The organism is Rhodococcus sp. SG20037 (genome assembly GCF_031763325.1).
Lineage (GTDB): Bacteria > Actinomycetota > Actinomycetes > Mycobacteriales > Mycobacteriaceae > Rhodococcus_F > Rhodococcus_F qingshengii.
Genome location: NZ_CP134497.1, coordinates 1,439,531 through 1,464,974, shown reverse-complemented (window position 1 = coordinate 1,464,974; position 25,444 = coordinate 1,439,531). Strand labels below are relative to the sequence as shown.

Here is a 25,444-nt window from a genome sequence, read left to right as displayed (position 1 = left end):
CGATCTCTCCAGGCCACGAGCGGTTACCAGCCGGTACCTACAGGCTGGTAATGCTAGTTACTGGCGGGTAACATAACGCAGGTTAGTATCAGTGGGCTGTCCCGAGGTGGCCGACGCGTCGCCCTGAAACGAAAGGCCGCGACATGAATGCCCTGACGATTACGTTGGGCACGATTGGTGCTCTGCTGAGCTTGGTGTGTTGGTACATCTTCCTCTCAGGCGCGCTGAGGATGTTCAACACCGTGCGCATCGGCCAGTCGGCACCCGATCGATGGCGCCCGTTCTTCCCTCGCTTCAAGCAGATGATCATCGAGTTCATCGCGCACACGCGCATGAACAAGTTCCGCAGCGTCGGCTGGGCCCACTGGCTCGTCATGGTCGGCTTCCTCGGTGGGTTCCTGCTGTGGTTCGAGGCCTACGGCCAGACGTTCAACCCCGAATTCCACTGGCCCATCTTCGGTAACACGTGGGCGTGGCACCTGTGGGACGAGATCCTCGGCCTGGGCACCGTCATCGGTATCACCACGCTGATCGTGATCCGTCAGCTCAACCACCCGCGTCTGCCTGCACGCCTGTCCCGTTTCGGCGGCTCCAACTTCAAGGCTGCCTACGTCATCGAGGGCATCGTCCTGCTCGAGGGCCTGGGCATGATCATGGTCAAGGCAGGCAAGATCGCGACCTACGGTCACGCCAACCCGTGGACCGACTTCTTCACCATGCAGGTCGCGAAACTGCTTCCCGCCAGCCCCGTCATGATCTCGGTGTTCGCATTCGTGAAGCTGATGACCGGCATGATCTGGCTCGCGATCGTGGGCCGCAACATCACCTGGGGCGTCGCGTGGCACCGCTTCTCGGCGTTCTTCAACATCTACTTCAAGCGTGAAGACGACGGCACCGTCGCGCTCGGCGCGGCAAAGCCCATGATGTCCAAGGGCAAAGTCCTGACGATGGAGAACGTCGACCCCGACACCGACACTCTCGGCGCCGGAAACATCGAAGACTTCTCCTGGAAGGGCTGGCTCGACTTCACCACCTGCACCGAGTGCGGTCGTTGCCAGTCCCAGTGCCCCGCGTGGAACACCGGAAAGCCGCTCTCTCCCAAGCTGCTCATCATGTCGCTGCGTGACCACGGCTACGCCAAGGCCCCGTACCTGCTCGCTGGTGGACGCAAGGACATGGGCGGCGACGAGATCGGTCTCGTCGACAGCGAAGGCAATGTCAAGGAAGGCGCCCTCGCAGCCATCCCCGAGGCCGCACGCCTCGAGGCCGACCGCAAGCTCGTCGGTGAAACCGTCGAAGGCGAGATGGCCCCGGTCATCGACGCCGAAACCTTGTGGAGCTGCACCAACTGCGGCGCCTGCGTCGAACAGTGCCCCGTCGACATCGAACACGTCGACCACATCATCGACATGCGTCGCTACCAGGTCCTGATCGAATCGGAGTTCCCCTCCGAGCTCGCCGGCCTGTTCAAGAACCTCGAGAACAAGGGCAATCCCTGGGGTCAGAACTCCAAGGATCGCCTCAACTGGATCAACGAGATGGACTTCGAGATCCCCGTCTTCGGCAAGGACGCCGACAGCTTCGAGGACTACGAGTACCTCTTCTGGGTCGGCTGCGCCGGCGCCTACGAAGACCGTGCCAAGAAGACCACCAAGGCCGTTGCCGAACTCCTCGCCACCGCGGGAGTGAAGTTCATGGTCCTCGGCGCCGACGAAACCTGCACCGGCGACTCCGCACGTCGTGCCGGCAACGAGTTCTTGTTCCAGCAGCTCGCGATGCAGAACATCGAGATGCTCAATTCGGTCTTCGACGGTATCGAGCAGAAGAAGCGCAAGATCGTCGTCACCTGTGCGCACTGCTTCAACGCCCTCGGCAACGAGTACCCGGAGGTGGGCGGCGACTACGAGGTCGTGCACCACACTCAGCTGCTCAACCGTCTGGTGCGCCAGAAGAAGCTGATCCCGGTTGCGTCCGTGAGCGAAGACGTCACCTACCACGACCCGTGCTTCCTCGGACGCCACAACAAGGTTTACGACGCTCCCCGTGAACTCATGGAAGCCTCAGGCTCCAAGCTCGTCGAAATGCCGCGTCACGGCGAACGTTCCATGTGCTGTGGTGCCGGTGGTGCTCGCATGTGGATGGAAGAGAACATCGGCAAGCGCATCAACGTCGACCGCGTCGACGAAGCGCTCTCCACCAACCCCAAGAAGATCGCCACGGGTTGCCCGTTCTGCCGCGTCATGCTCACCGACGGCGTCACTGCCCGCCAGGAGCAAGGCCAGGGCGAAGGCGTCGAGGTCGTCGACGTCGCGCAGCTGATGCTGAACTCCGTCACTCGTCTCGATCCCGCCCAGCTCGGCGAGAACATCAAGGTGATCCCGCGCGAGAAGGCACCGGTCGCTGCTGAGGCAAAGGCTGAGACCGTCGAGCAGGATCGGGTCGCCGAAGTCGAGGAAGCTGCCGCGACTCCGGAAGCCAAGGCTGCACCGGCAGGCAAGGGTCTGGCCATGAAGGGCCTCGCCAAAGCACCAGGTGCAAAAGCTCCCGGCGCCAAGGCACCCGGCAAGGGGCTCGGAATGGCCGGCGGGGCCAAGGCTCCCGGCGCCAAGAAGGCGGCTCCCGCCGCAAGCGCGGAAGCTCCCGCTGACGAAGCTGCTGCACCGGCAGCACCTGTCGCAAAGCCCAAGGGTCTCGGCTTGGCAGGCGGGGCCAAGGCACCCGGCGGCAAGGGACTGCAGATGAAGGGCGCCGCCAAGGCACCCGGAGCAAAGGCCGCTGCCGCGCCGGCAGCGGAAGCTCCGGCTGCTGAGGCTGCTGCACCCGAAGCTGCTGCACCCGTCGCCAAGCCGAAGGGTCTGGGCCTGGCGTCCGGCGCCAAGGCACCCGGCGGCAAGGGACTGCAGATGAAGGGTGGGGCCAAGGCTCCTGGTGCAAAGGCTGCTCCTGCTTCTGAAGCACCTGCTGCTGCTCCGGCAGAGGCTCTGGCAGAGGCTCCGGCTGCACCGGCAGAGGCTCCGGCCGCCGAGGCGGAAGCCCCGAAGGCTCCGCCTGCTGCCAAGGCCGGCGGACTCGGATTCAAGTCGGGCGCAAAGGCTCCCGGTGCCCGGAAGGCAGCTCCCGCTGCGGCCCCGGCGCCGGCTGCAGAGGCCCCGGCTCCCGAGGCCGAACCTGTGAAGGCAGAACCCGCTGAAGCGCCTGCTGAGGCGTCCGCACCCGCGGAAGCTCCGGCCCCTGCTGCCGCGCCGCCCGCCCCCAAGGCAGGCGGACTCGGATTCAAGGCCGGCGCGAAGGCTCCTGGCCGCAAGAAGTAAGCGCACCACACGCGAATGCCCTCACCGTCACGGTGAGGGCATTCGTGTTTGTGCGGGAGCCTTTGCCGACCGAGCACCCTTTCCCTCGACCCGACACACCGTCCAGCACACGGAAACCGGTGCTCGCCCTGTGCAAGTGGTGCTCACTCCCCCGCCAACTCGAGGCCGGCGTGTCAATCGGCGACAAGCATCACCGCACCGCGCGCACGCCCGACGCCCCTTTCCTGCTGCCGGCCGATGACGTATCGTCCCGGAGCGATGCCGGTCGCGCCGTGCTCCGGGTGGATGAGGTACGCGGTCACCCGGGTGTCAAGCACGCCGAGTGCAAGGCCCCGAGCATCTTTCACCGGCGTCGACCACGTGCACTCCCCTTCGTCTGCAACCAGACTGTGGGGGTTCCCTCCCGCCGCACTTCGCAGCAGTTCCACGCCGGAGAGCGGCACTCTCACAGAGCGTGTCCATGGCAGAGGCGCCACGATATTTGCGAGCAGCGAAAACGGGATCACGATGAGATCGCCTTGCGCCTGAAGTCCGTCGATCACAGGAATGGACACTTCCTGGTCCAGGTAGTCGAAGACATCGAGGCCGGTGAGGCTGGTGAGAGCGGACAAGGTCATGTTCGAGTTCATAAGTATCACCCAAGGTTTGAGGATTGAGGGTAGAGGGTTCGAGATTCAGGTTCGACGAACGAGACGGGAATAGTCGGTACCGGTGATGCCGTAAGTCCATCCGGCGGCATCCAACGCGGAGGTAAACCATCCGGGTACGTGAAGGCCGTATCGACGCCGATGCCCGTCGCGTTCGAGAGAACCGTTGACCGCGAGGAGAATCCGTCCACTTCGACCCCAGCCCTCCGGCGACGCGTAGAGCTGCAGCAGGCAACCGGCGTTACCGGGATCGTCGGTTTGGTCGACCAGTGTCAGGCCCGCCAGCTCGATGTAGGAATCCCACCCGATCCGCTCGATTGCACATCGACGGATCTCTACATTGCGCTCGTGTGCGATGCGTTCGGCGGTGGGGTCGAGCACCACCCAGTCTGGAACGATCGCTCCGTGTAGAACGAACGCCTTTGTACCGTCTACGAATTCGATTGCGGGGGAATCAGAATGATGCAAGCGCCGTGCCCCCTGCGCGCTGCCCGGAATCGGTTCGGCATGTAAGGCAGTGGGTCGTTCCGCCATGATGCACACGTCGTCGAACGCCCACCACCACCCGGTCGAGTCAGCCAGTGCGGTCTGCACGTCGAGGAGTTCACGGTCTTCCGAGCGGAAGGTCGCAAGACCGAATCGATGGCATGTGTCGTAGTACGCGATTCGATGTGCGTCCTGCTGCCCGTACCAGGTCACTTCCCCGGCCACCGGGGTCAACATCGTTCGTATCGCAGCTGCGACGCCGTCGAACAGCGTGGTGTGCAACGATTCCCAAATGGACGCCCTGATCAGGCGCTCCCCCTGCCGGCGTTCCATCTGCCAGCCAGTTCTCCGACATTCGATTCGCGCGTCCATGCGTCGGCGCGAAGCCGCAAACATGCTCGCGATATACCCGGAAGCGCAGTCGAGGCCGGTGCCGTCCAATGACATCTTGGTCGACAGTCCTTCGGTGACGATCAGGTCCGAACCAGCAGACGGCGACGGGACCCAGACGAACTCCGGTTTCGGGAGCCCGGAGCGTCGATACAGTTGCGCGACAGAGGCTTCTGCGGTGTTTCGATCAGCAGGACGAGTACACAATCCGCGTTTCAGCCACACGTCGCGGATCTTTTCCAGGGCCAGACTGTCTTCATCGAAGAGATTGAAGTTCTCGGGCAATGTCGCTCGATGTGATGCCGACGAGCGAATCGGTGCGGCGCTCACGAGACGGTGGCGGTGTCCGCCTTTCCTGTAGTCATAGTTGAACAGCCTGGCACGCGAACGCTCCGGACGCAAGGGTTTCCTAGAGCGCGACACCGGGAACCTGCCACCGTTTCCCCATACCGAACACCCTCTCCAGCGACGCGAAACCGGTTCGAACTGTGGACAAGTGGTGTTCACTCACGGCTATCCACACCCCCGGGGTCACGGCTTCCTTTCCATCGCCGGGCGCAGCAAGATCGATCGACATGGGGGAACAGACACATATCATCCGCAGGCCGGACCAACTGTCGATCGGTCGCACCGATGCCGAGATCCGACAGGCCTGCGCTAGTGGAACCTGGGCCAGAATCCATCGTGGTGCGTACGTGGACAGCGGCCACCTGTCCCGCCTCGACGCATACGGACGACATCGATTGCGGGCAGAGGCCGTGGCCTGCGCCGCTTCACCCGGTGCCACTGTCAGCCACGTCTCGGCTGCGGTTCTGCACGGTTTCGAACTCTGGAACACTCCGCTCGACGTCGTTCACCTGTCCCGGAACCGGCGAGGTGGTGGCCGAAAGTCCGCTCGACGTCATGTGCACTCGACATGGCTGGCGGACAACGAGATCACCGAAGTCGATGGGCTGCGCGTCACGACTCCGGCACGAACTGTTGCGGATCTCGCGAGGACACTCACTTTCGAACAGGCTCTCGTCGTGGGCAATTCAGCGTTGCACCGTTCAAGGTTGACCAAGGACGCGGTTGCAGCCTCGCTGGCACTCAGCCCGAACCATCCGCGCCATCGACATGCGCTCCACGCGCTCACCGCGATGGACTCCCGTATCGAAAGCGTCGGTGAATCACGGAGCCTCGCATTGTTCCTGCACGAACACCTGCCGCTCCCCGAACCCCAGGTCGACATCCACGACGCTCGAGGGTTCGCCGGCCGCGTCGACTTCCTGTGGCGTGAGCAGCGCACCATCGGAGAGTTCGACGGCCGCATCAAGTACGGCCGACTGGTGCCCGCCGGTCGCAGCCCCGAGGACGCGCTCTGGAACGAGAAGCTCCGCGAAGACCGACTCCGTGACGCAGGGTGGGAGGTCGCGAGGTGGACGTGGGCCGACCTGTCGACCCCGTCACTGGTGGCAAGTCGGATCCTGGCGGCCTTCGCGCGCAGCCACGGGGCCGTCAGCTACTGATCGCAGGCTTCCACAGCTCGAGCGTCGGAATGCCGGGTGGAGTGAATCCGAGCACCTGCCCGTAGAAGGACAGCTCGGCGTTGCGTGAGCTGATGATGGTCGACTGCTTGCGGAATCCGTGAGATTCACCCTCGTAGGCCAGGTACGCGTGCGGAATGCCCTTGGCCACCAGAGCATCCCGGAATCGCTCCGCCTGCGAGGGTGGCACGATCGGATCGTCGAGACCCTGGAGAAGCAACACCGGGCAGTTCAACCCGTCGACGTTGTTGAGTGGAGCACGTTCCGCGTACAGGTCGGCAGATTCCGGCAGCGGGCCGATCAAACCGTCGACGTAACGCGATTCGAAATCGTGAGTTTCCTGCACGAACAGGTCCAGTTCGGCCACGCCGAAATAGGAAGCACCACAAGCGAACACGTCGGACGTCGTCAGTGCGGCCAGAACGGTCCAACCACCGGCGGATCCGCCTTCGATGGCAAGGCGGGCCGGATCGGCAAGCCCCTGCTCGGCCAACCCGTTGACGGCGGTGACGACGTCCTGCACGTCGACGACACCCCACTGACCACGCAATCGATTACGGTACTCACGTCCGTAACCGGTCGACCCGCCGTAGTTCACGTCGACGACGCCGATTCCGCGGCTGGTGAAGAAGGCGTAGACGAGGTTGAGGGCCGGTGCGACGTGCGCCGTCGGCCCACCGTGAACAAACGCGACATACGGCGGTCGTTCATCGTCGAGCCCTTTGTATCGCGGACTGCGCGGCGGATACGCAACGGCGTGAACTTCTCGCCCGTGTCCGTGAGCCACGACGGCTCGCGCTTCCGGAAGGTAGGCAGACTCGGGCAATTCTTCGACCGACGAACGGATTTCGGTGAGTTCGCCGGTACCGAGGTCCAGTTCACGTAGCGCGCCCGCCAGTTTCGCGCCTCCCGAGATGAGCAGTAACCGATCGCCGCGAACTTGCATGAGGCCGATGCTGGTGACACCCGGGGTCGCGATGTCGCGCAGTTCCCCCGACGCCGGGTCGAGTACCGCCAGCGTGTCGGTTCCGACGGTGCGTGCGGTGAGAAGGTGCCCGTTGCCGAGTTCGACGAACCAGCGCCCACCGAAGCGCCACTGCGGGCCACCGAAATCCGCGTTCACCGGGCAAATCGGGCTGATCTTGCCGCCGACGCGATAGATGTTCCACCAGCCGCTGCGATCGCTGATTGCGTAGAGTTCGTCGTCGGTGATCCACTCCGGCTGCAGGACGGACTCTTCAAGTCCGCCGATCAGCACGGAATACGCCTGAGCGACGCCGTCGACGAGTGGAGCTACCCGCAGTTCGGTACCGTCCCAGGGCATTTGCGGATGGTTCCATGCGATCCAGGCGATCTTGGTTCCACTCGGCGAAAGCCTCGGTGACGAGAGGAAGTCCGAGCCGCCGACGATCGAGCGGATGTTGCCGGAACCGTCCAGCGGAATCGCGCAGATATCGCGAGTGATCGCCCCGTCCTCCGCGTGCGCTTCCCGAACCGCCCACACCTCGCCGTTCACGATCTGCAGGTCTGCGTATCGCCACGCGGCCGGCGACGCCGGTTCGGGCGTCAGAGCCCGTGGAGTGACTCCTTCGAGGATGTACACCCGTTGATCGGAGAATTCACTGAAGACCAGTTTTCCGGACTCGGTGACCGTCCAGGCGCCACCGCCGTACTCGTGAACCCTGGTACGCGCGTTCCACGGCGCGGGGAGGATGTCGACGGGTTGGTTGTCGAGACCGGATCGACGGATCGAGGTCCGACCACCCTCGGTCGGACGAAGTTCAGCCCACCAGATCTCGTCACCGACGTATCGTCCACCCTCGACAGGGTGCCCACCTGCAGCCAGATCAGCTGCTCCGATCGGAGAAGTCCACGATCCGTACGGGGCTGCAATCTGCTCGCTGGGGGTCATCGCTCGACAATAGCCAACGGGGCGTGCGACACGGTCCCCGACAATGCACTTGCACAGTGGTGGAATCATGTAACTCGTGAGCACACCAGAACCCGTCCGCCACCGTCAGCCGCAGCGCGAGCTGGAGCAGTCGTCGAAGCTCCAGAACGTCCTGTACGAAATCCGTGGACCGGTACACGCGCATGCCGCCCGGTTGGAGGCGGAAGGACACCGGATCCTCAAGCTCAACATCGGCAACCCGGCACCGTTCGGATTCGACGCCCCCGATGTGATCATGCGGGACATGATCGCCGCCCTGCCCTATGCACAGGGCTATTCGGAGTCGAAGGGCATTCTGTCGGCGCGGCGCGCAATCGTGACGCGTTACGAGCTGGTTCCCGGCTTCCCCGAGCTCGACGTCGACGACATCTACCTCGGCAACGGTGTTTCCGAGCTGATCACGATGACCATGCAGGCCCTCCTCAACAACGGCGACGAGGTTCTGATCCCAGCACCGGACTATCCCCTGTGGACTGCGATGACGAGCTTGTCCGGAGGCACGCCCGTCCACTATCTCTGCGACGAGGCCAACGACTGGAATCCCGATATCGCCGATATCGAATCCAAGATCACCGACAAGACCAAGGCTCTCCTCGTCATCAACCCGAACAACCCCACGGGTGCGGTGTACTCGATGGAGGTTCTGCAGCAGTTGGTCGATCTGGCACGCAAGCATCAGCTTCTGCTGCTCGCCGACGAGATCTACGACAAGATCCTCTACGACGACGCCAAGCACATCTCGCTGGCAACGCTTGCCCCTGATCTGCTGTGCCTGACGTTCAACGGCCTCTCGAAGGCCTACCGCGTCGCCGGCTACCGCTCCGGCTGGGTGGCGATCACGGGCCCGAAGGATCACGCGGCCGGCTTCCTCGAGGGACTCGATCTCTTGGCGTCGACCCGTCTGTGCCCCAACGTCCCCGGACAGCACGCCATTCAGGTCGCCCTCGGCGGTCACCAGAGCATCGAAGACCTGATCCTGCCCGGCGGCCGCCTGCTCGAGCAGCGCGACGTCGCTTGGGAGCGATTGAACATGATTCCGGGCGTTTCGTGTGTGAAGCCTCGCGGCGCGCTCTACGCGTTCCCTCGTCTGGATCCGAACGTCTACGAGATCCACGACGACGAGAAATTGGTTCAGGACCTGCTTCTCCAGGAGAAGATCCTGATGGTTCAAGGCACCGGGTTCAATTGGCCGAATCACGATCACCTTCGGATCGTCACCCTTCCGTGGGCCCGAGATCTCGCCGTGGCCATCGAGCGATTCGGCAACTTCCTCACCAGTTACAAACAGTAGATTCTCACGCTGAATCCGGCTGAAATCGAGTAAACAATTCGTTGTACAAATGCCCCGTAAACGTAAAACTGCGGGGCATTTGTGCGACCTTGGTCACATTTTTCGCAAACCATGCGGTTTGATTGACTCTTTAACTATTTAGTGACCTGCCCCGATGTGAAAACGGTCCAATCGGTACGTGATTCGTTGTGAAATTGGTAGTTGGACAACGCGCCAAATCGGTTTGAAATTGGGTACATTAGTTAGCAGCACTTCGGTGCCGCGAGCACCTGGTATCCCTCCCCCCCCTGTGGATACCAGGTTGGTGGCGGGGACAACCCCCCCTGTTCCCCGCCACCCAGCTCGACCAATCCCAGTTTCACAACCCCTCATCGGTAGCACCGGTTTTCGCCGACTCTGCCTTGCAGCGACACTGCCTTTCACCGACACTGCCGTCAGAAGCTGACCATTCGCTTCGGAGCCGATAACATTGCACCGGTGCAAATCCCCAGTCCGACACTCAGTTTCCGATGAGTCACGGCCACGGCCACGGTGGCCCCATTCAGATCGGCCCCACCGCATCACGCGTCGTCATCGGGTTGCTCGTCGTCATCGGCATGGTCGTCGTCGCGGCAGCTGTCGCACTGTGGCCGGACAAGAACACCATTCCCGTCCCACTCCCCTTCCAGAATGCCGACGGCAGCTCGGTGGAAACCGAGGCGGGCACCGTCACGATGCAGGATCTCGGTGACTGCGGAAGTTCCTCTGCCGGAAGGGTATTCGTCGGTGCCCCGCAACCGCCGCCTACCTCCGCCTACCAGTGCCAGCGAAGTATCGTCGATATCGAATCCGGGCCGAATGCCGGAACGAAGACATTGCTCGAGGTCATTCCGGGCGCCGGTCAGCCGGACCTTCGCGTGGGTGACCACATTCGCCTGGTGCGTCAGACCGACCCGAACGGAAACACGCAGTACTCCTTCGAAGACTATTCGCGTGGGCTCCCGCTGGCGTTGATCGTCATCGCGTTCGCCGTCGTCATCATCGCAGTCGCACGGTGGAGAGGGCTGCGCGCACTCGTCGGCCTGGTGATCGCCTTCGGCGTAGTCGTCGGGTTTCTCCTACCCGCTCTGCTCGACGGCAAGCCTGCGATACCGGTTGCGCTGGTCGCCGGGGCGGTGATCTTGTACGCGGTTCTCTATCTGGCGCACGGGGTCTCACTCAAGACCAGTTCTGCTTTGCTTGGCACCCTTGCCGCCATGGTGCTCGCCGCGGTTCTCTCCTACCTCTGCATTGAACTGACACACCTCACCGGTTTGTCTGAAGAGCAGAACACCAATGTTCAGACCTATATCGAGCACATAGACATCACCGGCCTGCTGCTGGCGGGCTTCATCATCGGCTCGCTCGGCGTTCTCAACGACGTCACCATCACCCAGGCATCCTCGGCATTCGAGTTGGCCGAACTCGACAAGCATGCGTCCCGTCGAAAAGTCTTCGGCGGTGCGATGCGGGTCGGACGTGATCACATCGCCAGCACGGTCTACACCTTGGTTCTCGCGTACGCGGGTGGGGCGCTGCCACTGCTACTGCTCTTCAGCGTCAGCGGGCGCCCTCTTCAGGACGTCCTGGTCGGTGACGCTGTAGCGATCGAAATCGTACGGTCCGCGGTCGGCGGAATAGCCCTGGCGCTTTCGGTTCCACTCACCACTGCCATCGCCGTGATTCTCGCCCGTCCGCCCGGTAGCGCGGTCAAGGCCGGCCCCACGTCAGGTGGCCGACACTCCAAACGCTGAAAGCGAGCCTCAGAGTCCGGGAATCGGTGGGAGAACCGGCAACAGAATCGGCGGAAGCCCCGGGATGTAGATCGCCGGCGGTGGCGGCGCGGGCGCGGGCGCGGGCGCGGGAGGCACGTAAGTGTCCTGCACGACTGGCGGAGCCTCGACGACCGGAGGGGCTTCCTCCGTCGTCGTCGGGGGCGCGGTCGTTGTGGTCGTCGGCGGCGGAGTAGTCGTGGTCGTCGGTGCCGTCGTGGTCACCTCGGTTGCCACGGGTCCGGCGTCCTCGGAATCGAAGACCTTTCCTCCGTAGCCCAATCCCAGCCCCACGATCACGATCGCCGCGATCACACCGGCGCCGAGGCCCGCGAACCGTAGCGGGTTTCTCGGCTCTTTGGATGTCGATTCAACGGGTTGTGTCCCGGCGAGCCAGGACGGGTGTGCGGTTCCTGCCCCGGGTCCCTCGCCTTCGTACATCGCCGAGTACGCCTGGGCGTCAACCATCACGGCCTCGGTGTCTGCGTCACGTTCTGTGCCGAATCCGTCCGTGGCCTGGTCGCTGTCGGCGACCACGAGATCTGCGGCCGGATCGAATCGTTGCTCGTGTCGGTTCGGTCGCGGCTGAGGCAGTTCCGCCGCGTAAGGGCTCGGCACCTGTTCCTGCGGAACGGACTTCGTACCGGAAGCGGCTTCGGACAAGGCATTCGGCCGCTCCGATTCCGCGAGCGTTGCCACCCCTCCGTGGCTGAACGCCTGAACCGGAACGGGTACCTCCGCCGGGGTGTGGATCGGATACGGCGCAAAGATCGGCGCTACAGCCGGAACCTGAACCGGGGCAGATACCGCGCGCGCCGATGGCGTCATCGACGACTCCGCGATCAGCGCAGCACCTTGCGCAGTCACGAGTTCCGGCTGCTCGGGCGCGATGAGGGGGCACTCCAGCCACGCGGCGAGGGTCGCCCGCACGATCGGAATGCGTGCACCGCCACCGATCAGGAGAATCGCGTCGGGGTTACGGCCGGACGTTGCGATGACCTCTCGTATCTCGCGTGCGAAGGCCTCCACCGACGTGACGACCAACGAATCGAAAACTTCCCGCGACAGCAGGAGAAGCCCGCCGGGGCCGGGCAGGCACACCGCACTTCGTGAGGACAGCTGTTCCTTCGCGAGTCGGCATCGCGCCTGCAGTTCGGCATCGCCGCCCGGGTCGGCCGGCGTAGCTATACGGCGACGCACGGTCTGATCCGAGTAGACGAGCTCGTCGAAGTGATCTCCACTGACCCGCGTCGACCGGGCGGTGACGACGGTAGACCGCATCTGCCTGTCCACAATGCTGATCGTCGATCCAGAACTACCGATGTCGACGACGACGAGTGTGCTCTGGTCGGTCAACGCACCGGACTCCTCGAGCATTCGAAGCGTCGCGACTACTTCGGGAACCAGCTCGAAGTTGTCGATGCCTTTCTGTTCGAACGCTGTTTGGAGTGCTCCGGCCTGCGCTTGATCCCGGTAAGCGACGACCGTATTGCTGCCGAGGTCGGCATTCTCGGTCAAGGCCACGCCGGTTGCCTCCGCTGCGACTTCCTCGGGAATCTCGCGGCCTCGATCGACCGCTCTGGATCGGAACACCGGACCACTGTGGTCGGGCGTCCCCGGGCGCGCCAAACGCACAGCGCTGGCTCCCACCGTCACACCCAAAACCAAGTTCATGATCCACCTTCGTCGACCGTCGACGGGTTCCGTCACCAGACCCCGTCATTCCCCGGCCGGAAGTCTACCCACTGGGCATGGTCTGCGAGGTTCGCGCATCTCACCTAAGGCCTTCTCGCAGCTATTTTTTCGCTACCTGGACGTTCGACCTACCGCCCCAATCCGCGATAGTTCCAACCGGCGGAGCGCCACAGGTCCGGATCGAGGCAATTTCTGGCGTCAACGATCACCCGCCGCCGAACGAGTGGTTCCAAATCGGCGGGCACGAGTGAGGCGAACTCGTCCCATTCAGTGGCGATCAAGACCACATCAGCATTCCTGCAAGCTTCTGACGTGGAGGTTGCGTAGTGAAGGGTGGGAAACAGTCGGCGAGAATTATCCATTGCCTTCGGATCGAAAACGGTGACCGCCGCCCCGTGCAACTGCATCATTCCTGCAACGTTGAGCGCAGGCGAATCGCGCACATCGTCGGATTCGGGCTTGAACGCAGCTCCCAGCACCGACACGTTAGCTCCCAGCAAACTGCCATCGCAGGCTGCCGTCACCAGTTCCACAGCTTTTGTCCGTCGTCGCATGTTGATGCTGTCGACCTCGCGGAGGAAGTACAGCGCCTGGTCGACACCCAACTCCCCGGCGCGTGCCATGAACGCCCGAATGTCCTTCGGCAGGCAACCACCGCCGAACCCCAAGCCCGCATTGAGGAACCGTCTACCGATCCGAGCGTCGTACCCGAGAGCGTCGGCCAACATCGTGACGTCGGCCCCGGTCGCCTCGCACACCTCCGCAATCGCATTGATGAAGGACACCTTGGTCGCGAGAAACGCATTCGCAGATCCTTTGACCAACTCGGACGTCGCCAGATCGGTCACGAGGAAGGGCACCCCTGCGTCCAGTATCTCGACATACACCTCGCGAAGAAGGCCTTCGGCGTTTCCCGGCCGGTCACGATCGATCCCCAGAACCAACCGGTCAGGGCTCAAGGTGTCCGCGATCGCGTGTCCTTCACGCAGGAACTCCGGATTCCAGGCCACCTCTACCGAGCCACCCGCCGGCGCAGTCGCTCGGAGCCGCTCGCCGAGAGCCGCTGCCGTGCCTACCGGCACCGTCGACTTCCCGACTATCAGCGAAGGCTTTCGCAACAACGGCGCCAACATGTCGATCACCGAATGAACATGACTCAGATCTGCGGCGTACTCCCCCTTCTTCTGAGGCGTCCCCACACCGACGAAATGGATGTCCGCAAAATCCGCGGCATCGGAGTAGGAAGTCGTGAACTGCAGCCGACCCGACGCCAGATTCTTCTCCAGCATGTCGGTCAGACCCGGCTCGAAGAACGGGACCTCCCCACGAGACAACTTGTCGACCTTGGACTGGTCGATGTCGACTCCCAGCACGTCGTGGCCAAGTTCGGCCATACACACTGCGTGGGTCGCCCCCAGGTATCCCGTTCCGAACACGGTCATCTTCATGTGTTGTTGGTATGCGTCCGAACTTTCCGAAACGCGTACGCCAGGTGGGCGCGAAACCAACATCGGGCGTACGACGAGTGCGTCGCGTGTGCAACCTATGCTTCTGCCATGCACGTTCTCTTCGTTTGTACGGGAAACATCTGCCGATCACCCACGGGCGAACGCCTTGCACGTGCTTATGCCGCCGAAGCCGGGGTCACCGGATTCACCGCCTCGAGTGCCGGAACCCGGGCGATGGTCGGACACCCGATCGAGCCAACTGCTGCGAGGGTTCTCGCGGGGCTCGGCGGCGACCCCACGGAGTTTCAAGCCCGACGCATGACAACAGCGCTGGCCTCGGACGCCGACCTCATTCTCACGATGACCGAAAGTCAGCGAGACAAAGTCCTGGCGATGGCTCCGGCGCGGCTCAAGCGCACGTTCACACTTCGAGAAGCCGCACGGTTGGGCTCGCTCGCAGATGCAGGAACTGTCGAGGACCTCGCCGCCGCCAGACCCCGATTTCGTGCCACCGAACCCGAGGACGTCATGGATCCGATGGGTAAGGAAGAGAACGTGTTTCACGAGATCGGACTTGAGATCGCCGATCTCCTCGGCCCGCTGCTCAGCCGACTTCGCTTCGGTGAGCGTTGAGCGCGGGCACCGCGGTCAACTGCGGTAGCGACTTGTCCGACTCGTAGTAGTAGCTGTACTCGTACGCATTGCGTCCGCGAGACGGCGTCATCGTGATGACAGTGCCCAGGACGTGCGCACCCACACTCTGTAGGTTTCCGACCGCGCGCGCCAGTTGATCGCGTTTCGTGGAGCCGTGTCGGGCGATCACCAGGGCACCGTCCGACATCGCGGCCAGGACCGCGGCATCCGTGACGGGTAGCAACGGCGAGGCGTCGATGATGACGTAGTCGTATCGCGCCCGCAGTTCCTCGAGAACATGTTTGGCCGTGTCCGTGCCGAGTAGTTCGCTCGGGTTCGGCGGGATCGGTCCGGAGGCGAGCACTGTCAGCCCGTCGAACTCGGTCGGCTGAAGCACATCGTCCAGCGTCGCTTGACCGGAGAGCACCGAACTGACGCCGACACTTCCGAGCAATCCCAAATACTTCGATACTCGCGGCTTCCGGAGGTCGCCTTCCATCAGGCACACTGATTTGCCGGCCTCCGCCAAGACGAGAGCGATGTTCACGGCCGTGGTCGTCTTACCTTCGGAGGGAAGCGAACTCGTGACGACGATGACACGCGGTGGATGGTCCACCTCGAGGAACTGAAGGTTGGTGCGCAACTCACGGAAGGCTTCGGCACTCACGGAACTTCCGTCACTGAAAGCGATCGCGTGATTGACTTCGACGTCCTTGTCGAACGGGATCGTGCCCACCATCGCCGAACCCGCGATCTCTTCTACAGTTCGACGATCTTTCACCGTGTTGTCGAGTCGATCACGAATCAACGCAAGCGCGATCCCCACAACCAGTCCCGCCACTGCGCCGAGCGCGAGGTTGCGCGAAGTCTTGGGTGACACCGGAACAGTCGGCTGTTGAGCCTGCTGTTCGACGACCACACGTGCAGGCGGTGTTCCGCCGTTCTCGGGTGTCTCCAGTTCCTTTGCCAATGCCACGAATTCGGATGAGAGAGTGTTCGCGATCTCGCGTGCGAGTTCCGGTGACGCGTCCTTGACTGCGAGGTCGATCAACACAGTGTCGGGCGCCGACGTCGCAGTGACCTTGGAGGCCAACTCGTCAGCCGACATCCCGCCGACCACCCTCGGTCCCAGTTCGTCGATCGTCCGCTGTGCGAGTGTTCGGCCGGTCAGGAGTTTTGTATAGGACAGAACTCGCTGCTGTGAAAGTTGACTGCCCTGCAGTGCCTCGTTGACCGAGGTACCCGCCGACGTCGAAACGAACAGCCTCGTCGAGGCCTGGTAAACGGGCGTCGAAAGAAGAGAAGCGCAAAGGGCTCCCAGGATTCCGAGCACGGTTACAGCAGCGACTATTCGCCATCTGGCTTGCAATATCTTCAGGTAGTCGACAATTTCCATCTTGATGTCTCCTTCGGCTCACGCATGTCCACTGCGGGTCTGAGCGGTCTTTGCCGGTCGGACCGCGAGGGCGAACCGGGCTTTCTCATTTCGATATAGATCAGCTGCGACGGACGAGACGTCCTGTGCTCACGGGCGTCCCAGTCCGCGGTAGTTCCAACCTGCGCCTCGCCACTCGTCGTGGGAAAGGCAATTGCGCCCGTCGACGATCACTTTCTTGCGAACCACCGAATCGAGATCGGACGGCTGCAACTTCAAGAATTCGGGCCACTCGGTCAATACCAGGACGACATCGGCACCTTCGCAGGCCTCCAATGCATTTGCCGAGTAGGTCAGCGTCGGGAACAGCGCGCGCGAATTGTCCATGGCCTTTGGGTCGTACACGTTCACTGCAGCACCTTGGAGCTGAATCTGACCCGCGACGTTGAGCGCCGGCGAATCACGAACGTCGTCCGAGTCCGGTTTGAACGCGGCACCCAGAACTGCGACTCTCGCACCGAGAAGCGATCCGCATGCCTCCCGCGCCAGTTCGACCATGCGTGTACGTATGCGCATATTGATGTTGTCGACTTCGCGCAGGAACGTCAGTGCTTGATCGGCACCGAGTTCACCGGCGCGAGCCATGAAGGCGCGGATGTCCTTCGGCAAACACCCTCCGCCGAAACCAATTCCCGCGTTGAGGAATCGACGTCCGATCCGAACGTCGTGCCCGATCGCGTCGGCAAGCACTGTGACGTCGGCGCCAGCGGCCTCGCACACTTCGGAGATGGCGTTGATGAACGAGATCTTGGTGGCCAGGAAAGCGTTCGCTGACGCTTTCACCAACTCCGCCGTCGCAAGGTCCGTGACGAGAAACGGAATCTCCGCATCGATGAGCTCTGCATAAACTTCGCGCGCAACAGATTCCGCTCGACCGCGGACATTTCGATCGACTCCGAGCACAAGTCGGTCCGGGTGCAACGTGTCCTGGACGGCAAATCCTTCACGCAGAAACTCGGGATTCCACGCGACTTCGACGCTGTCACCGATCGGTGCCAGTTCCCGCGCGCGCTTACCGAGCCGTTCCGCGGTTCCCACCGGTACCGTGGACTTGCCGAAGATGACCGCGGGCTTGGTGAGCAGCGGCGCCAAAGTCTCGATCACGGCATCCACGTAGACCATGTCCGCGGCGAACTCACCCTTCTTCTGCGGCGTCCCGACCCCGAGGAAGAACACGTCCGCAAATTCTGCGGCTTCCTCGTACGACGACGTGAACTTCAGTCGCCCTCGATCGATGTTGTTTCGTAGGACCTCGCCCAACCCTGGCTCGTAGAACGGAACTTCACCTGCTGCCAGTTTCTCCAGCTTTGCCGCATCGACATCCACTCCGAGGACCTCGTGACCGAGTTCGGCCATACAGGCCGCGTGTGTCGCGCCCAGGTATCCCGTGCCGAATACTGCTATGCGAGTGCTCATGTTGCTCGATCTGCTTTCTCGAGAGTGTGCGAAGTGTGTTGATGGGAAAAGTGATTCAGGTACGTACGGCACCGATGTTGTCGCGGTACCACGAGATCGTCGACGCGATTCCTTCGCGCAATCCGATTGTCGGCCGCCATCCGAGTTCCCGAATCATGCTCACGTCCAGCAGTTTCTGCATCGTTCCGGCAGGCTTCGAGGTGTCCCACTGCGTCTCGCCGGTGTATCCGACCTCCGTGGCGACCATCGAGGCGATCTCGCGAATTGTGTGGTCCTCGCCGGTTCCCACGTTGACATGCGATGCACCGTCGTAGTTGTCGAGCAGATGCAGACACGCCGACGCCAAGTCGTCGACATGCAGGAATTCACGTCGCGGATTGCCACTCCCCCAGTTGACAACCGACTGGACTGCCGACGACTGCGCCTCGTCGTAACGCCGAACGAGGGCGGGAAGTACGTGCGATCCGTGCGGCGAAAAATCGTCTCCCGGGCCGTACAGGTTGGTCGGCATAGCTGAGATCCAGGGGCGACCATGCTGCCGCCTGGCAGCTTGAACATGGAGTATTCCCGCGATCTTTGCTATTGCATAGGCGTCGTTGGTCGGCTCGAGATGCCCGGTGAGCAGGTATTCCTCCTTGATCGGTTGCGGTGCCAATTTCGGGTAGATGCACGATGATCCGAGGAACAGGAGACGCTCGACGCCGTGTGCGAGGGCAGCGTCGAGCACGTTCACCTGGATGCGCAGATTCTCCGACAGGAAGTCGACGAGGAAAGTGCTGTTCGCCGCAATCCCCCCAACTTTTGCTGCTGCGAGGATCACGTTGGTCGGCTTTTCGCGGGCGAAGAAATCGAAAGCAGCTTCCCGGTCACGTAGATCGAGTTCGGCCGACGTCTTTCCGAGCAACCTGGTGAAGCCCGCAGATTCCAGGTGTCGCCACACCGAAGAGCCGACCAGACCTCGGTGGCCGGCCACGTAAAACGGTGCGCCTCGATCGAGTGGTCGCGCTGCGAATGAATCACTCATCGCGTCGCCGACCAGTCGGGAAGTGCCGGAGTGTCGATCCACGGTCGCCCTTCGTGTTCGAGCGCTTCGATGTCTGCCTCGACCATGATCCGGGCCAGTTCGGGTGTGTGCACGCCGGCCTTCCAACCGAGTTTGCGCTCGGCATGACTCGGATCCCCGATCAGTGCGTCCACCTCGGTCGGCCGAAGATACCGTTCGTCGAATCGAACGTGGTTTTCCCAGTTCAGACCTGCATGTTCGAACGCGACGGTCAGGAAGTCGCGCACCGAGTAGTTGCCACCGGTGGCGAGCACAAAATCCTCAGGCTCGTCGACCTGCAGCATGCGCCACATTCCCTCCACGTACTCCGGCGCATATCCCCAGTCGCGAATCGCATCGAGATTGCCCATGTACAGATGATCCTCGATACCTGCCTGGATGCGTGCGACCGCGCGCGTGATCTTCCGCGTCACGAATGTCTCACCACGCCTCGGGGATTCGTGATTGAACAGAATTCCGTTCACAGCGAAGATCCCGTATGCCTCACGATAGTTCTTGGTGATCCAGTACGAGTACACCTTCGCCGCACCGTAGGGCGAACGTGGGTAGAACGGTGTCTCCTCGTTCTGCGGTGGCGGTGTGGCACCGAACATCTCGGAACTCGACGCCTGGTAGAACCGGCAGTCGAGTCCGGCCATCCGAACCGCTTCGAGTAGTCGGATCGACCCGACGCCAGTGGTGTTCCCGGTGTGTTCGGGTTCGTCGAAGCTGACCCTGACGTGAGACTGCGCAGCGAGGTTGTACACCTCGTCCGGCTTGATCTGCGCGAGTAGTGTCACCAGGCGCGCTCCGTCACTGAGGTCACCGTAGTGAAGAAAAAGTCGAGCATCCGCATCGTGCGGGTCAACGTAGATGTGGTTGATCCTCGAAGTGTTGAACGTCGAGGATCGACGGATCAGTCCGTGAACCTCGTAGCCTTTGGAGAGCAGCAACTCGGCAAGGTAAGAGCCGTCCTGCCCCGTGATTCCGGTAATCAGTGCGCGTTTCATCCTGCGTTCCTTCCGTTGCGGGACAGCCCGCCTGATAGTTGCGAAACCACGGTCGTGGTCCGTAGTCCTCCGAATCGCTCGGCAGTCTTGATCTCGCTCATGCGCGTCCCCCCAAACGGCCGAAGACTTTTCGTATGTCACGTGATGCCAGCCGTATGAATGTCGAGTTACCGAACAGGTAGCGCCGCCACAGACGTTTGGGTTCGGATACAAGTCGATACAACCACTCGAAACCCGAGTTCTGGACGAAAGATGGTGCCTCCGAAACAGTTCCGGCCAAGAAGTCGAAGGCCGCGCCGACACCGACGGCCACGTAGTCGGTTCGATCCGCTATCGCCTTCGTGACAAAGTCCTGCTTCGGCGCACCCAGACCGACCCACACGATGTCCGGTGACGTCGGATCGATCTTCGTGATGATGTCGTCGACGAACTCCTTGCTGAACGCGGCAAACGGCGGGGCATATGTGCCGGCCACCTTGATTCCCGGGTACAACTCCTCGACTCGATCCGTCAAGAGAATCAACGTCTCTTCTGTCGTGCCGACAAAATGGTGACGAAGGCTGTAGCGGCGTCCCTTGTCCAGGGTGGCCTCGAAGAACGACGGACCCCGGACTGGTCGAACACCGACGTGATCGGCGGTGCCGCCGATCAGGCGCATCACCCAGCTGACCGGGGTTCCGTCTGCGAAGTTCACACCGGGACCCTTCAAAACCGCGGAGTAGTCGCGATCACTGTGCGCCGCCGACACGCAGTAGGAATTCGACAACCTCACGGAGACTCCGGTTCCGGCTCCCTCTCGTCTGTCGTTGACCACCCAATCGGTAGCTCTCTCGAGATTGGTCGCGGCAAACGGAATGCCACCCACCTCGATGACCTCGAACGGACTGCTCATCTGTCTCACCACTTTTCCGAGTTCGTTTGTCGACGTTCATTGCACTGGCCGTAGCTGCGCGACAACACCGATGTCAACCGGGACCGAGTCCAATCACGTTGCGGTTCAAAGAGAGAAAGCTCGGTCTCGACAATCGATCGAGCGATACGAGAGGCGAGAGTCGACGCCGGAGCAACCGGGATCGTCACGGCGTTCCTACCTGCCAGTGTCGGCACACCGCCGAGATCCAAACAGACCACCGGCAGGCCCACCGCAGCCGCTTCGGCCGCCACCCAGCCGCCCGAATCGTGCATGCTCGGGAAGAGCAGAGCGGAGGAGGCCCCCATCTCGCTTACCACTTCCGATCTGTCGCGCCATCCGCGAAGCGTGACCTGACCGCGCCGATACGGAAGCGACTTCTCGATCCGCCCGCGGGCGGGTCCGTCCCCGACAAAGGTCATGGACCAATCGGTGCCCAGCTGCTCGAGCGCATCCAGAATCAGGTCGATTCCTTTGTATTGCAACAGTCTTCCTACGAACAAGAGTCTTCGTTTCGGTCTGGGTACCGCTTGCTTCTCGATTCCGTCGTAGTCCAGAACACAATTGGGTTGGACGACGACATTGCGTGCCCGCGGTGCGCCTCGTCCGCTGTCGGAGTTCATCGCGATGAAAGTGTCGACTCGTCCGGACATGAAGATGTGTGTCAGTGACCGAACGGCTTTCGTGGAGCAGGTCCGAACTGCCGTGGTTGCCAGGTACCGCATACCGATGCGCCTGGCGAGCGGCATCGGCGGGTAGGTGTTGCCCCCGGCAGGCCCCCATACCAGTCGTACTCCGCCGGCTCCACCGAACAGCACCGGTGGGGGCAACCAGTCGGAGGCGAACGTTGCATGATGCAGGACGTCGAAGTTTGCCGCTTCACGCCGAACGAACAGTGAGGTGTGCCAGAGCCATCGGAGGTATCGACCGTACGATCCGGCTTCTTCCGCGGGCAAAGTCGCTATTCGCACGACACGAACTTCGCAACCGAGCTGTTCACACTCTGATTCCAATTCGGGAGCCTCACCGGAGCGAGTCACCACCGTGATCGACTCACACAGTTCGGAAGCTGCCGAGAGAAGCGCCCAACCCGCACCGGATTCACTCCCCTGATTCGGATCGCAGGCGTATGCCGTCATCAACAACCGTGTCATCGCGCTACCACCAGCCTCTGTGCGCGCGGCGTCCGAGAATCGCTGCGGCTGAATCGCTCTGAGAACCAACCGATGTTGCGTGCACCGTTGTCGAGAACCACGCGCTTGATCCGTGGACTGATCAAGGCAACGGGGATCAACGTCGCCGACGCGAGTACGAGCAGAGCGCGTTTGGCACTCTGAGCCGCCAACAGTGGCAGCTCGAGCTGTCCCTGACAGACCGCGAGGATTCGTCCGTTGTTGACATACCGGGCGAAGAGCCAGGAATCCCGACGCCGATCCTCGTCTACCGGTTCGTACGCAAGCGCCTCGTCGCACCACACCAACCGGACACCGCCGGCGCTCATCCTGAGCGTGAACTCGGTGTCCTCGCCGCCAGGTAGATCCCAGTCGTCACTGAAGTTCAAGCCGTTCAAAGCCTTCAGGTCCAACAACAGATTTCCAGCGCCTGCAGACGCAACCGGGGTGCCGGTCGAATGGCGAACGCGAGTGTGCAATGGAAGTTCCGAGGCAGGCAGACCCACCGGAATCACAGGACCGGCCACAGCACCTGCGTCGAAATCTGCGGCGCAGGTGAGGAGATTCGACAGCCAGTCGACATCGACGTACTCGTCGTCGTCGACGAAGACGATGTAACGACGATCTCGTGCACGGGCGAGATCGACCAGCGCACGTCGCGCCGGAGATACCCCGCCGAATCCGAGATGCAGTCGTTCGATCCCGTCGGCAACATACGTCGGCGTGGTGGATTCCGGATCGTTGTCGCCTACTACGACCTGGGCGGAGGCACCGGAAGCCTGGATCGATGCCCGGACGCTGTCGATGCAGACAGCCAGTTCCGATTCACGACGGAAGGTCAGAATCGCCACTACGACGCCGCTGGGATTCTTCATGAGAGGTCAACTTTCGGTCGGGCGTCACGGTTCATCGAAACCAGAAGTGCGACGCTCGCGCTGACGCACGCCGACGCGGCCAATGCTCCTGCGACGGGTACGGCGCTGTCGGTCAGTCCCGTCCCGAGAACGATCAGAAACTGCAGAGGTAACAGCAAGGCGCGAAATCTGTTGAGGTTTCCCGTCTTGTCCACGACGCGGATCGAGGTACCGACGCCCAGAAGAATCCCGTTGAACGCCACCGCCAACCCGCACAGCAGAATGACCGGTATCAAGTTCGGAAAGTGCGACCCGACCAGATGATCCATCAATCGCACTCCCGAGAGTCGAATCTCGAGCGTGAGACAGATCAGCGAAACGCAGATGATCGAAACCCAGAAGATCTGCAAGCCCACTCGGCGGCCGAGTGCCATGCACTCGCTCGGGCTCATCGCTTCGACACCACTGCCGAACTTACGCATCAGAATTGGCGAGATGCCCGCGAACATCAAGGACAGTGGACCGAGCAGTGTCTGGGCAGTTCTGATCTCACCGATCATCGAGATCGACGCCACCACAGTGAGTATCAAGAACATCGCCTGCTGCGCAGCTGATCCCATCAATATCTCGATCGCAAACGGCACGGATCTATATCGGTGAGTGCGCGAGTACCTGATCGACGGTACCGGCGGTACCAGACGCATGGATGCGTGACCAAGAGCGAGCGCGACGAAGACACCGACCGTATAGGTCACGAGTGCAAGTGTCAGATTCTCGAGCAGGAAAGCTGCAATAAGGACGAACGAGAGTGTCACGATCTGTATCGACACAGAGATCCAACTCGCACCGTCGTGCATCAGCATCGTGCGTATCACGTCCAACACCACGAAACCAGCTGCAGCCAAGGCGTATACCGTGATATTCATCGAGTCCGAGCCGGCGATCACGAACAGTGCCCACACCGATGTCACCGATACCGCCGCCAGCACGATCGTGGGTGCCAACGCCGGTCCACGCTCGTCAGACCCCGCCCCTCGCGACAGCCAGACGTCGACGCCGATCGCTCTCCCCAGTGCCAGTGCCAACAGACCCGCCGATTGAATCACGGCAACCTGGCCGACTTCGATCGGACCACCGAGTCGTGCCACCGAGGTGAGAACGACAAAAGTGAGGACGCTCGAAAGCCCTTGATCGGCCATGAATGTCACATGCCGAGTGCGATCTTTCACGATCTCACCTCGTCGATGAGCTCACGCATCGACGTCGCCGCTTTGCGCGATGTGAAGCGATTCGAGTAGTGACGATAAGCAGATCTGCGTATCGCCGATCGATCGTCCGCTCCGAAGATTCGATCGAGGGCCTCGCGTATCGACGACTCTTCCAAGGTATGGAGAGGCGTTCCGCCCGGTCCGACGATGTCCGCGAGTGCACCGTTGGTTGCGTAGATCACCGGGGTGCCAACCGACATCGATTCGATCGCAACGCGTCCGAACGGTTCTGCCCATTGAGACGGCACCACGGACGCCGCACTGTCGCGAAGTATCTCGATCACATCTTCGTGCGAAGTGAATCCGGCCAGCGTGACGTTGTCGAGAGCTGCGCTTATGCTGGAGATCTCGCCGTACTGCGGTCCGTCACCGAGAACTGTGAGCGAGGGACTTCCAGCGCCCTGCGGCCAGTTGCGCACCAAATCCAGGACGCCCTTCTCCGGTGTCAGTCGGCTGACGCACACAACCGAATCAGTGCTCCGAAACTCGGGTTCATTTTCTTCGAATCCGAAGTTCGGACGAACCACGACTCGGCCAGAACTGATCAGTCGTCCTTCGACCAGACGTGCTGTCATCGCGCTCGTTGCGACGAACCTGTGCTGCTTCCACCCAAAGACGCTCAGCTTGACCGCCGTAGCGCTCAGGTAGCAGACAAGGCTCTGCAGTCGGCTGTTTCCGTAGCATCCGTTGCGGACACAACTCGTGAAGTATTTGGTGGAACCGCATTCGGTGCACGTGCCATCTGCGCGCAACTTGGCTGACGGTGTGGCGAGGCGATAGTTCCGAACCGCCTGCAATGTAGGAATTGCGGCGGCTCTTGAGGCCACGAGCAACGAAGCCGAGAACGCCGGCCAGAGATTGTTCACGTAGATGACGTCGGGGCGCTCCGAACGGATGATGCGCAACGCATCGACGAGTACGCGAGGACTGAACACTGCGGTGACTGCCGCCCACGGTCCCCGGGAGATCTTGGAATTCTCGGTGGTGCACTGAACCGTCTCGTATCCGATCGATTTCAGGAGCTTGGATTCGTTGGCGAAGCTCTGCTCCTCACCACCCGGATTCCGATAGATCGCATGGAACATCAAGGCTTTCGGCGGCGTGAATCCACCGGTGGACGTCGGGTTCACTTCAGGCTTCGAACGCGCTACATCGAACGACTTGTACAT

General features: G+C 62.0%; 19 protein-coding genes. 5 read left to right on the top strand and 14 right to left on the bottom strand.

Annotated elements, in window-relative coordinates; translation table 11 throughout:
- Window positions 1–143: 143 nt before the first annotated feature.
- Window positions 144–3,311 carry a (Fe-S)-binding protein gene (locus RHP72_RS06815; protein WP_073512914.1) on the top strand — a complete coding sequence of 1,056 codons (3,168 nt, stop codon included), beginning with the start codon at window positions 144–146 and terminating at the stop codon, window positions 3,309–3,311.
- A 173-nt stretch (window positions 3,312–3,484) separates the two neighbouring features.
- On the opposite strand, the gene RHP72_RS06810 is transcribed toward RHP72_RS06815, so the two are convergent.
- Window positions 3,485–3,940: a hypothetical protein gene (locus tag RHP72_RS06810; protein WP_081558761.1), complete on the bottom strand. Its 456-nt coding sequence runs from the start codon at window positions 3,938–3,940 to the stop codon at window positions 3,485–3,487.
- A 45-nt stretch (window positions 3,941–3,985) separates the two neighbouring features.
- The gene (locus RHP72_RS06805; protein ID WP_076948789.1) at window positions 3,986–5,164 is read right to left on the bottom strand and encodes a DUF6745 domain-containing protein; all 1,179 of its coding nucleotides are present in this window, start codon (window positions 5,162–5,164) and stop codon (window positions 3,986–3,988) included.
- 245 nt (window positions 5,165–5,409) lie between these two features.
- Between RHP72_RS06805 and RHP72_RS06800 the strand changes: the two genes are divergently transcribed.
- Window positions 5,410–6,342, top strand: coding sequence for a hypothetical protein (locus RHP72_RS06800; RefSeq protein ID WP_042452245.1), 933 nt, complete (start codon window positions 5,410–5,412; stop codon window positions 6,340–6,342).
- On the opposite strand, the gene RHP72_RS06795 is transcribed toward RHP72_RS06800, so the two are convergent.
- Window positions 6,332–8,272 (bottom strand): prolyl oligopeptidase family serine peptidase, encoded by a 1,941-nt coding sequence (locus RHP72_RS06795; RefSeq protein WP_042452248.1) that lies wholly within the window; start codon window positions 8,270–8,272, stop codon window positions 6,332–6,334. The genes RHP72_RS06800 and RHP72_RS06795 overlap by 11 nt on opposite strands.
- 76 nt (window positions 8,273–8,348) lie before the next feature.
- Here RHP72_RS06795 and RHP72_RS06790 point away from each other — a divergent pair, with 76 nt between their 5' ends.
- Together RHP72_RS06790 and RHP72_RS06785 are read left to right on the top strand one after the other, a co-directional pair.
- Window positions 8,349–9,602 carry a pyridoxal phosphate-dependent aminotransferase gene (locus RHP72_RS06790; RefSeq protein WP_003943683.1) on the top strand — a complete coding sequence of 418 codons (1,254 nt, stop codon included), beginning with the start codon at window positions 8,349–8,351 and terminating at the stop codon, window positions 9,600–9,602.
- Window positions 9,603–10,111: 509 nt separating this feature from the next.
- Window positions 10,112–11,374: a YibE/F family protein gene (locus tag RHP72_RS06785; protein WP_003943628.1), complete on the top strand. Its 1,263-nt coding sequence runs from the start codon at window positions 10,112–10,114 to the stop codon at window positions 11,372–11,374.
- Window positions 11,375–11,383: 9 nt separating this feature from the next.
- Here the strand turns inward: RHP72_RS06785 and RHP72_RS06780 are convergent, their stop codons facing one another.
- On the bottom strand, window positions 11,384–13,066 hold the full coding sequence (locus RHP72_RS06780) for an Hsp70 family protein (protein ID WP_245361408.1): 1,683 nt from the start codon (window positions 13,064–13,066) through the stop codon (window positions 11,384–11,386).
- A 149-nt stretch (window positions 13,067–13,215) separates the two neighbouring features.
- Window positions 13,216–14,535: a UDP-glucose/GDP-mannose dehydrogenase family protein gene (locus tag RHP72_RS06775; RefSeq protein WP_073512917.1), complete on the bottom strand. Its 1,320-nt coding sequence runs from the start codon at window positions 14,533–14,535 to the stop codon at window positions 13,216–13,218.
- Between the two features lie 108 nt (window positions 14,536–14,643).
- Between RHP72_RS06775 and RHP72_RS06770 the strand changes: the two genes are divergently transcribed.
- Window positions 14,644–15,168 (top strand): protein-tyrosine-phosphatase, encoded by a 525-nt coding sequence (locus RHP72_RS06770; protein ID WP_058038968.1) that lies wholly within the window; start codon window positions 14,644–14,646, stop codon window positions 15,166–15,168.
- Here the strand turns inward: RHP72_RS06770 and RHP72_RS06765 are convergent.
- The 9 genes from RHP72_RS06765 to RHP72_RS06725 all read right to left on the bottom strand — a co-directional run bounded on the left by RHP72_RS06765 (window position 15,140) and on the right by RHP72_RS06725 (window position 25,444).
- Window positions 15,140–16,564: a polysaccharide biosynthesis tyrosine autokinase gene (locus RHP72_RS06765; RefSeq protein ID WP_311094490.1), complete on the bottom strand. Its 1,425-nt coding sequence runs from the start codon at window positions 16,562–16,564 to the stop codon at window positions 15,140–15,142. The two genes, RHP72_RS06770 and RHP72_RS06765, sit on opposite strands and share 29 nt — an antisense overlap.
- Window positions 16,565–16,693: 129 nt before the next feature.
- On the bottom strand, window positions 16,694–18,019 hold the full coding sequence (locus RHP72_RS06760; protein WP_311094489.1) for a UDP-glucose/GDP-mannose dehydrogenase family protein: 1,326 nt from the start codon (window positions 18,017–18,019) through the stop codon (window positions 16,694–16,696).
- 55 nt (window positions 18,020–18,074) lie between these two features.
- The gene (locus RHP72_RS06755; RefSeq protein WP_311094488.1) at window positions 18,075–19,043 is read right to left on the bottom strand and encodes a GDP-L-fucose synthase; all 969 of its coding nucleotides are present in this window, start codon (window positions 19,041–19,043) and stop codon (window positions 18,075–18,077) included.
- Window positions 19,040–20,071 (bottom strand): GDP-mannose 4,6-dehydratase, encoded by a 1,032-nt coding sequence (gmd, locus tag RHP72_RS06750; protein ID WP_007726640.1) that lies wholly within the window; start codon window positions 20,069–20,071, stop codon window positions 19,040–19,042. The genes RHP72_RS06755 and gmd overlap by 4 nt, the downstream gene beginning before the upstream one ends.
- Window positions 20,072–20,168: 97 nt before the next feature.
- On the bottom strand, window positions 20,169–20,963 hold the full coding sequence (locus RHP72_RS06745) for a WecB/TagA/CpsF family glycosyltransferase (RefSeq protein ID WP_209448414.1): 795 nt from the start codon (window positions 20,961–20,963) through the stop codon (window positions 20,169–20,171).
- Between the two features lie 5 nt (window positions 20,964–20,968).
- The gene (locus RHP72_RS06740) at window positions 20,969–22,135 is read right to left on the bottom strand and encodes a glycosyltransferase family 4 protein (RefSeq protein WP_192712049.1); all 1,167 of its coding nucleotides are present in this window, start codon (window positions 22,133–22,135) and stop codon (window positions 20,969–20,971) included.
- Complete coding sequence (locus tag RHP72_RS06735) at window positions 22,132–23,028, bottom strand: glycosyltransferase (protein WP_311094487.1); 897 nt, start codon at window positions 23,026–23,028, stop codon at window positions 22,132–22,134. The genes RHP72_RS06740 and RHP72_RS06735 overlap by 4 nt, the downstream gene beginning before the upstream one ends.
- On the bottom strand, window positions 23,025–24,236 hold the full coding sequence (locus RHP72_RS06730; RefSeq protein WP_311094486.1) for a hypothetical protein: 1,212 nt from the start codon (window positions 24,234–24,236) through the stop codon (window positions 23,025–23,027). The genes RHP72_RS06735 and RHP72_RS06730 overlap by 4 nt, the downstream gene beginning before the upstream one ends.
- Window positions 24,233–25,444, bottom strand: a complete 1,212-nt coding sequence (locus RHP72_RS06725; RefSeq protein WP_209907884.1) for a glycosyltransferase family 4 protein — start codon at window positions 25,442–25,444, stop codon at window positions 24,233–24,235. The genes RHP72_RS06730 and RHP72_RS06725 overlap by 4 nt, the downstream gene beginning before the upstream one ends.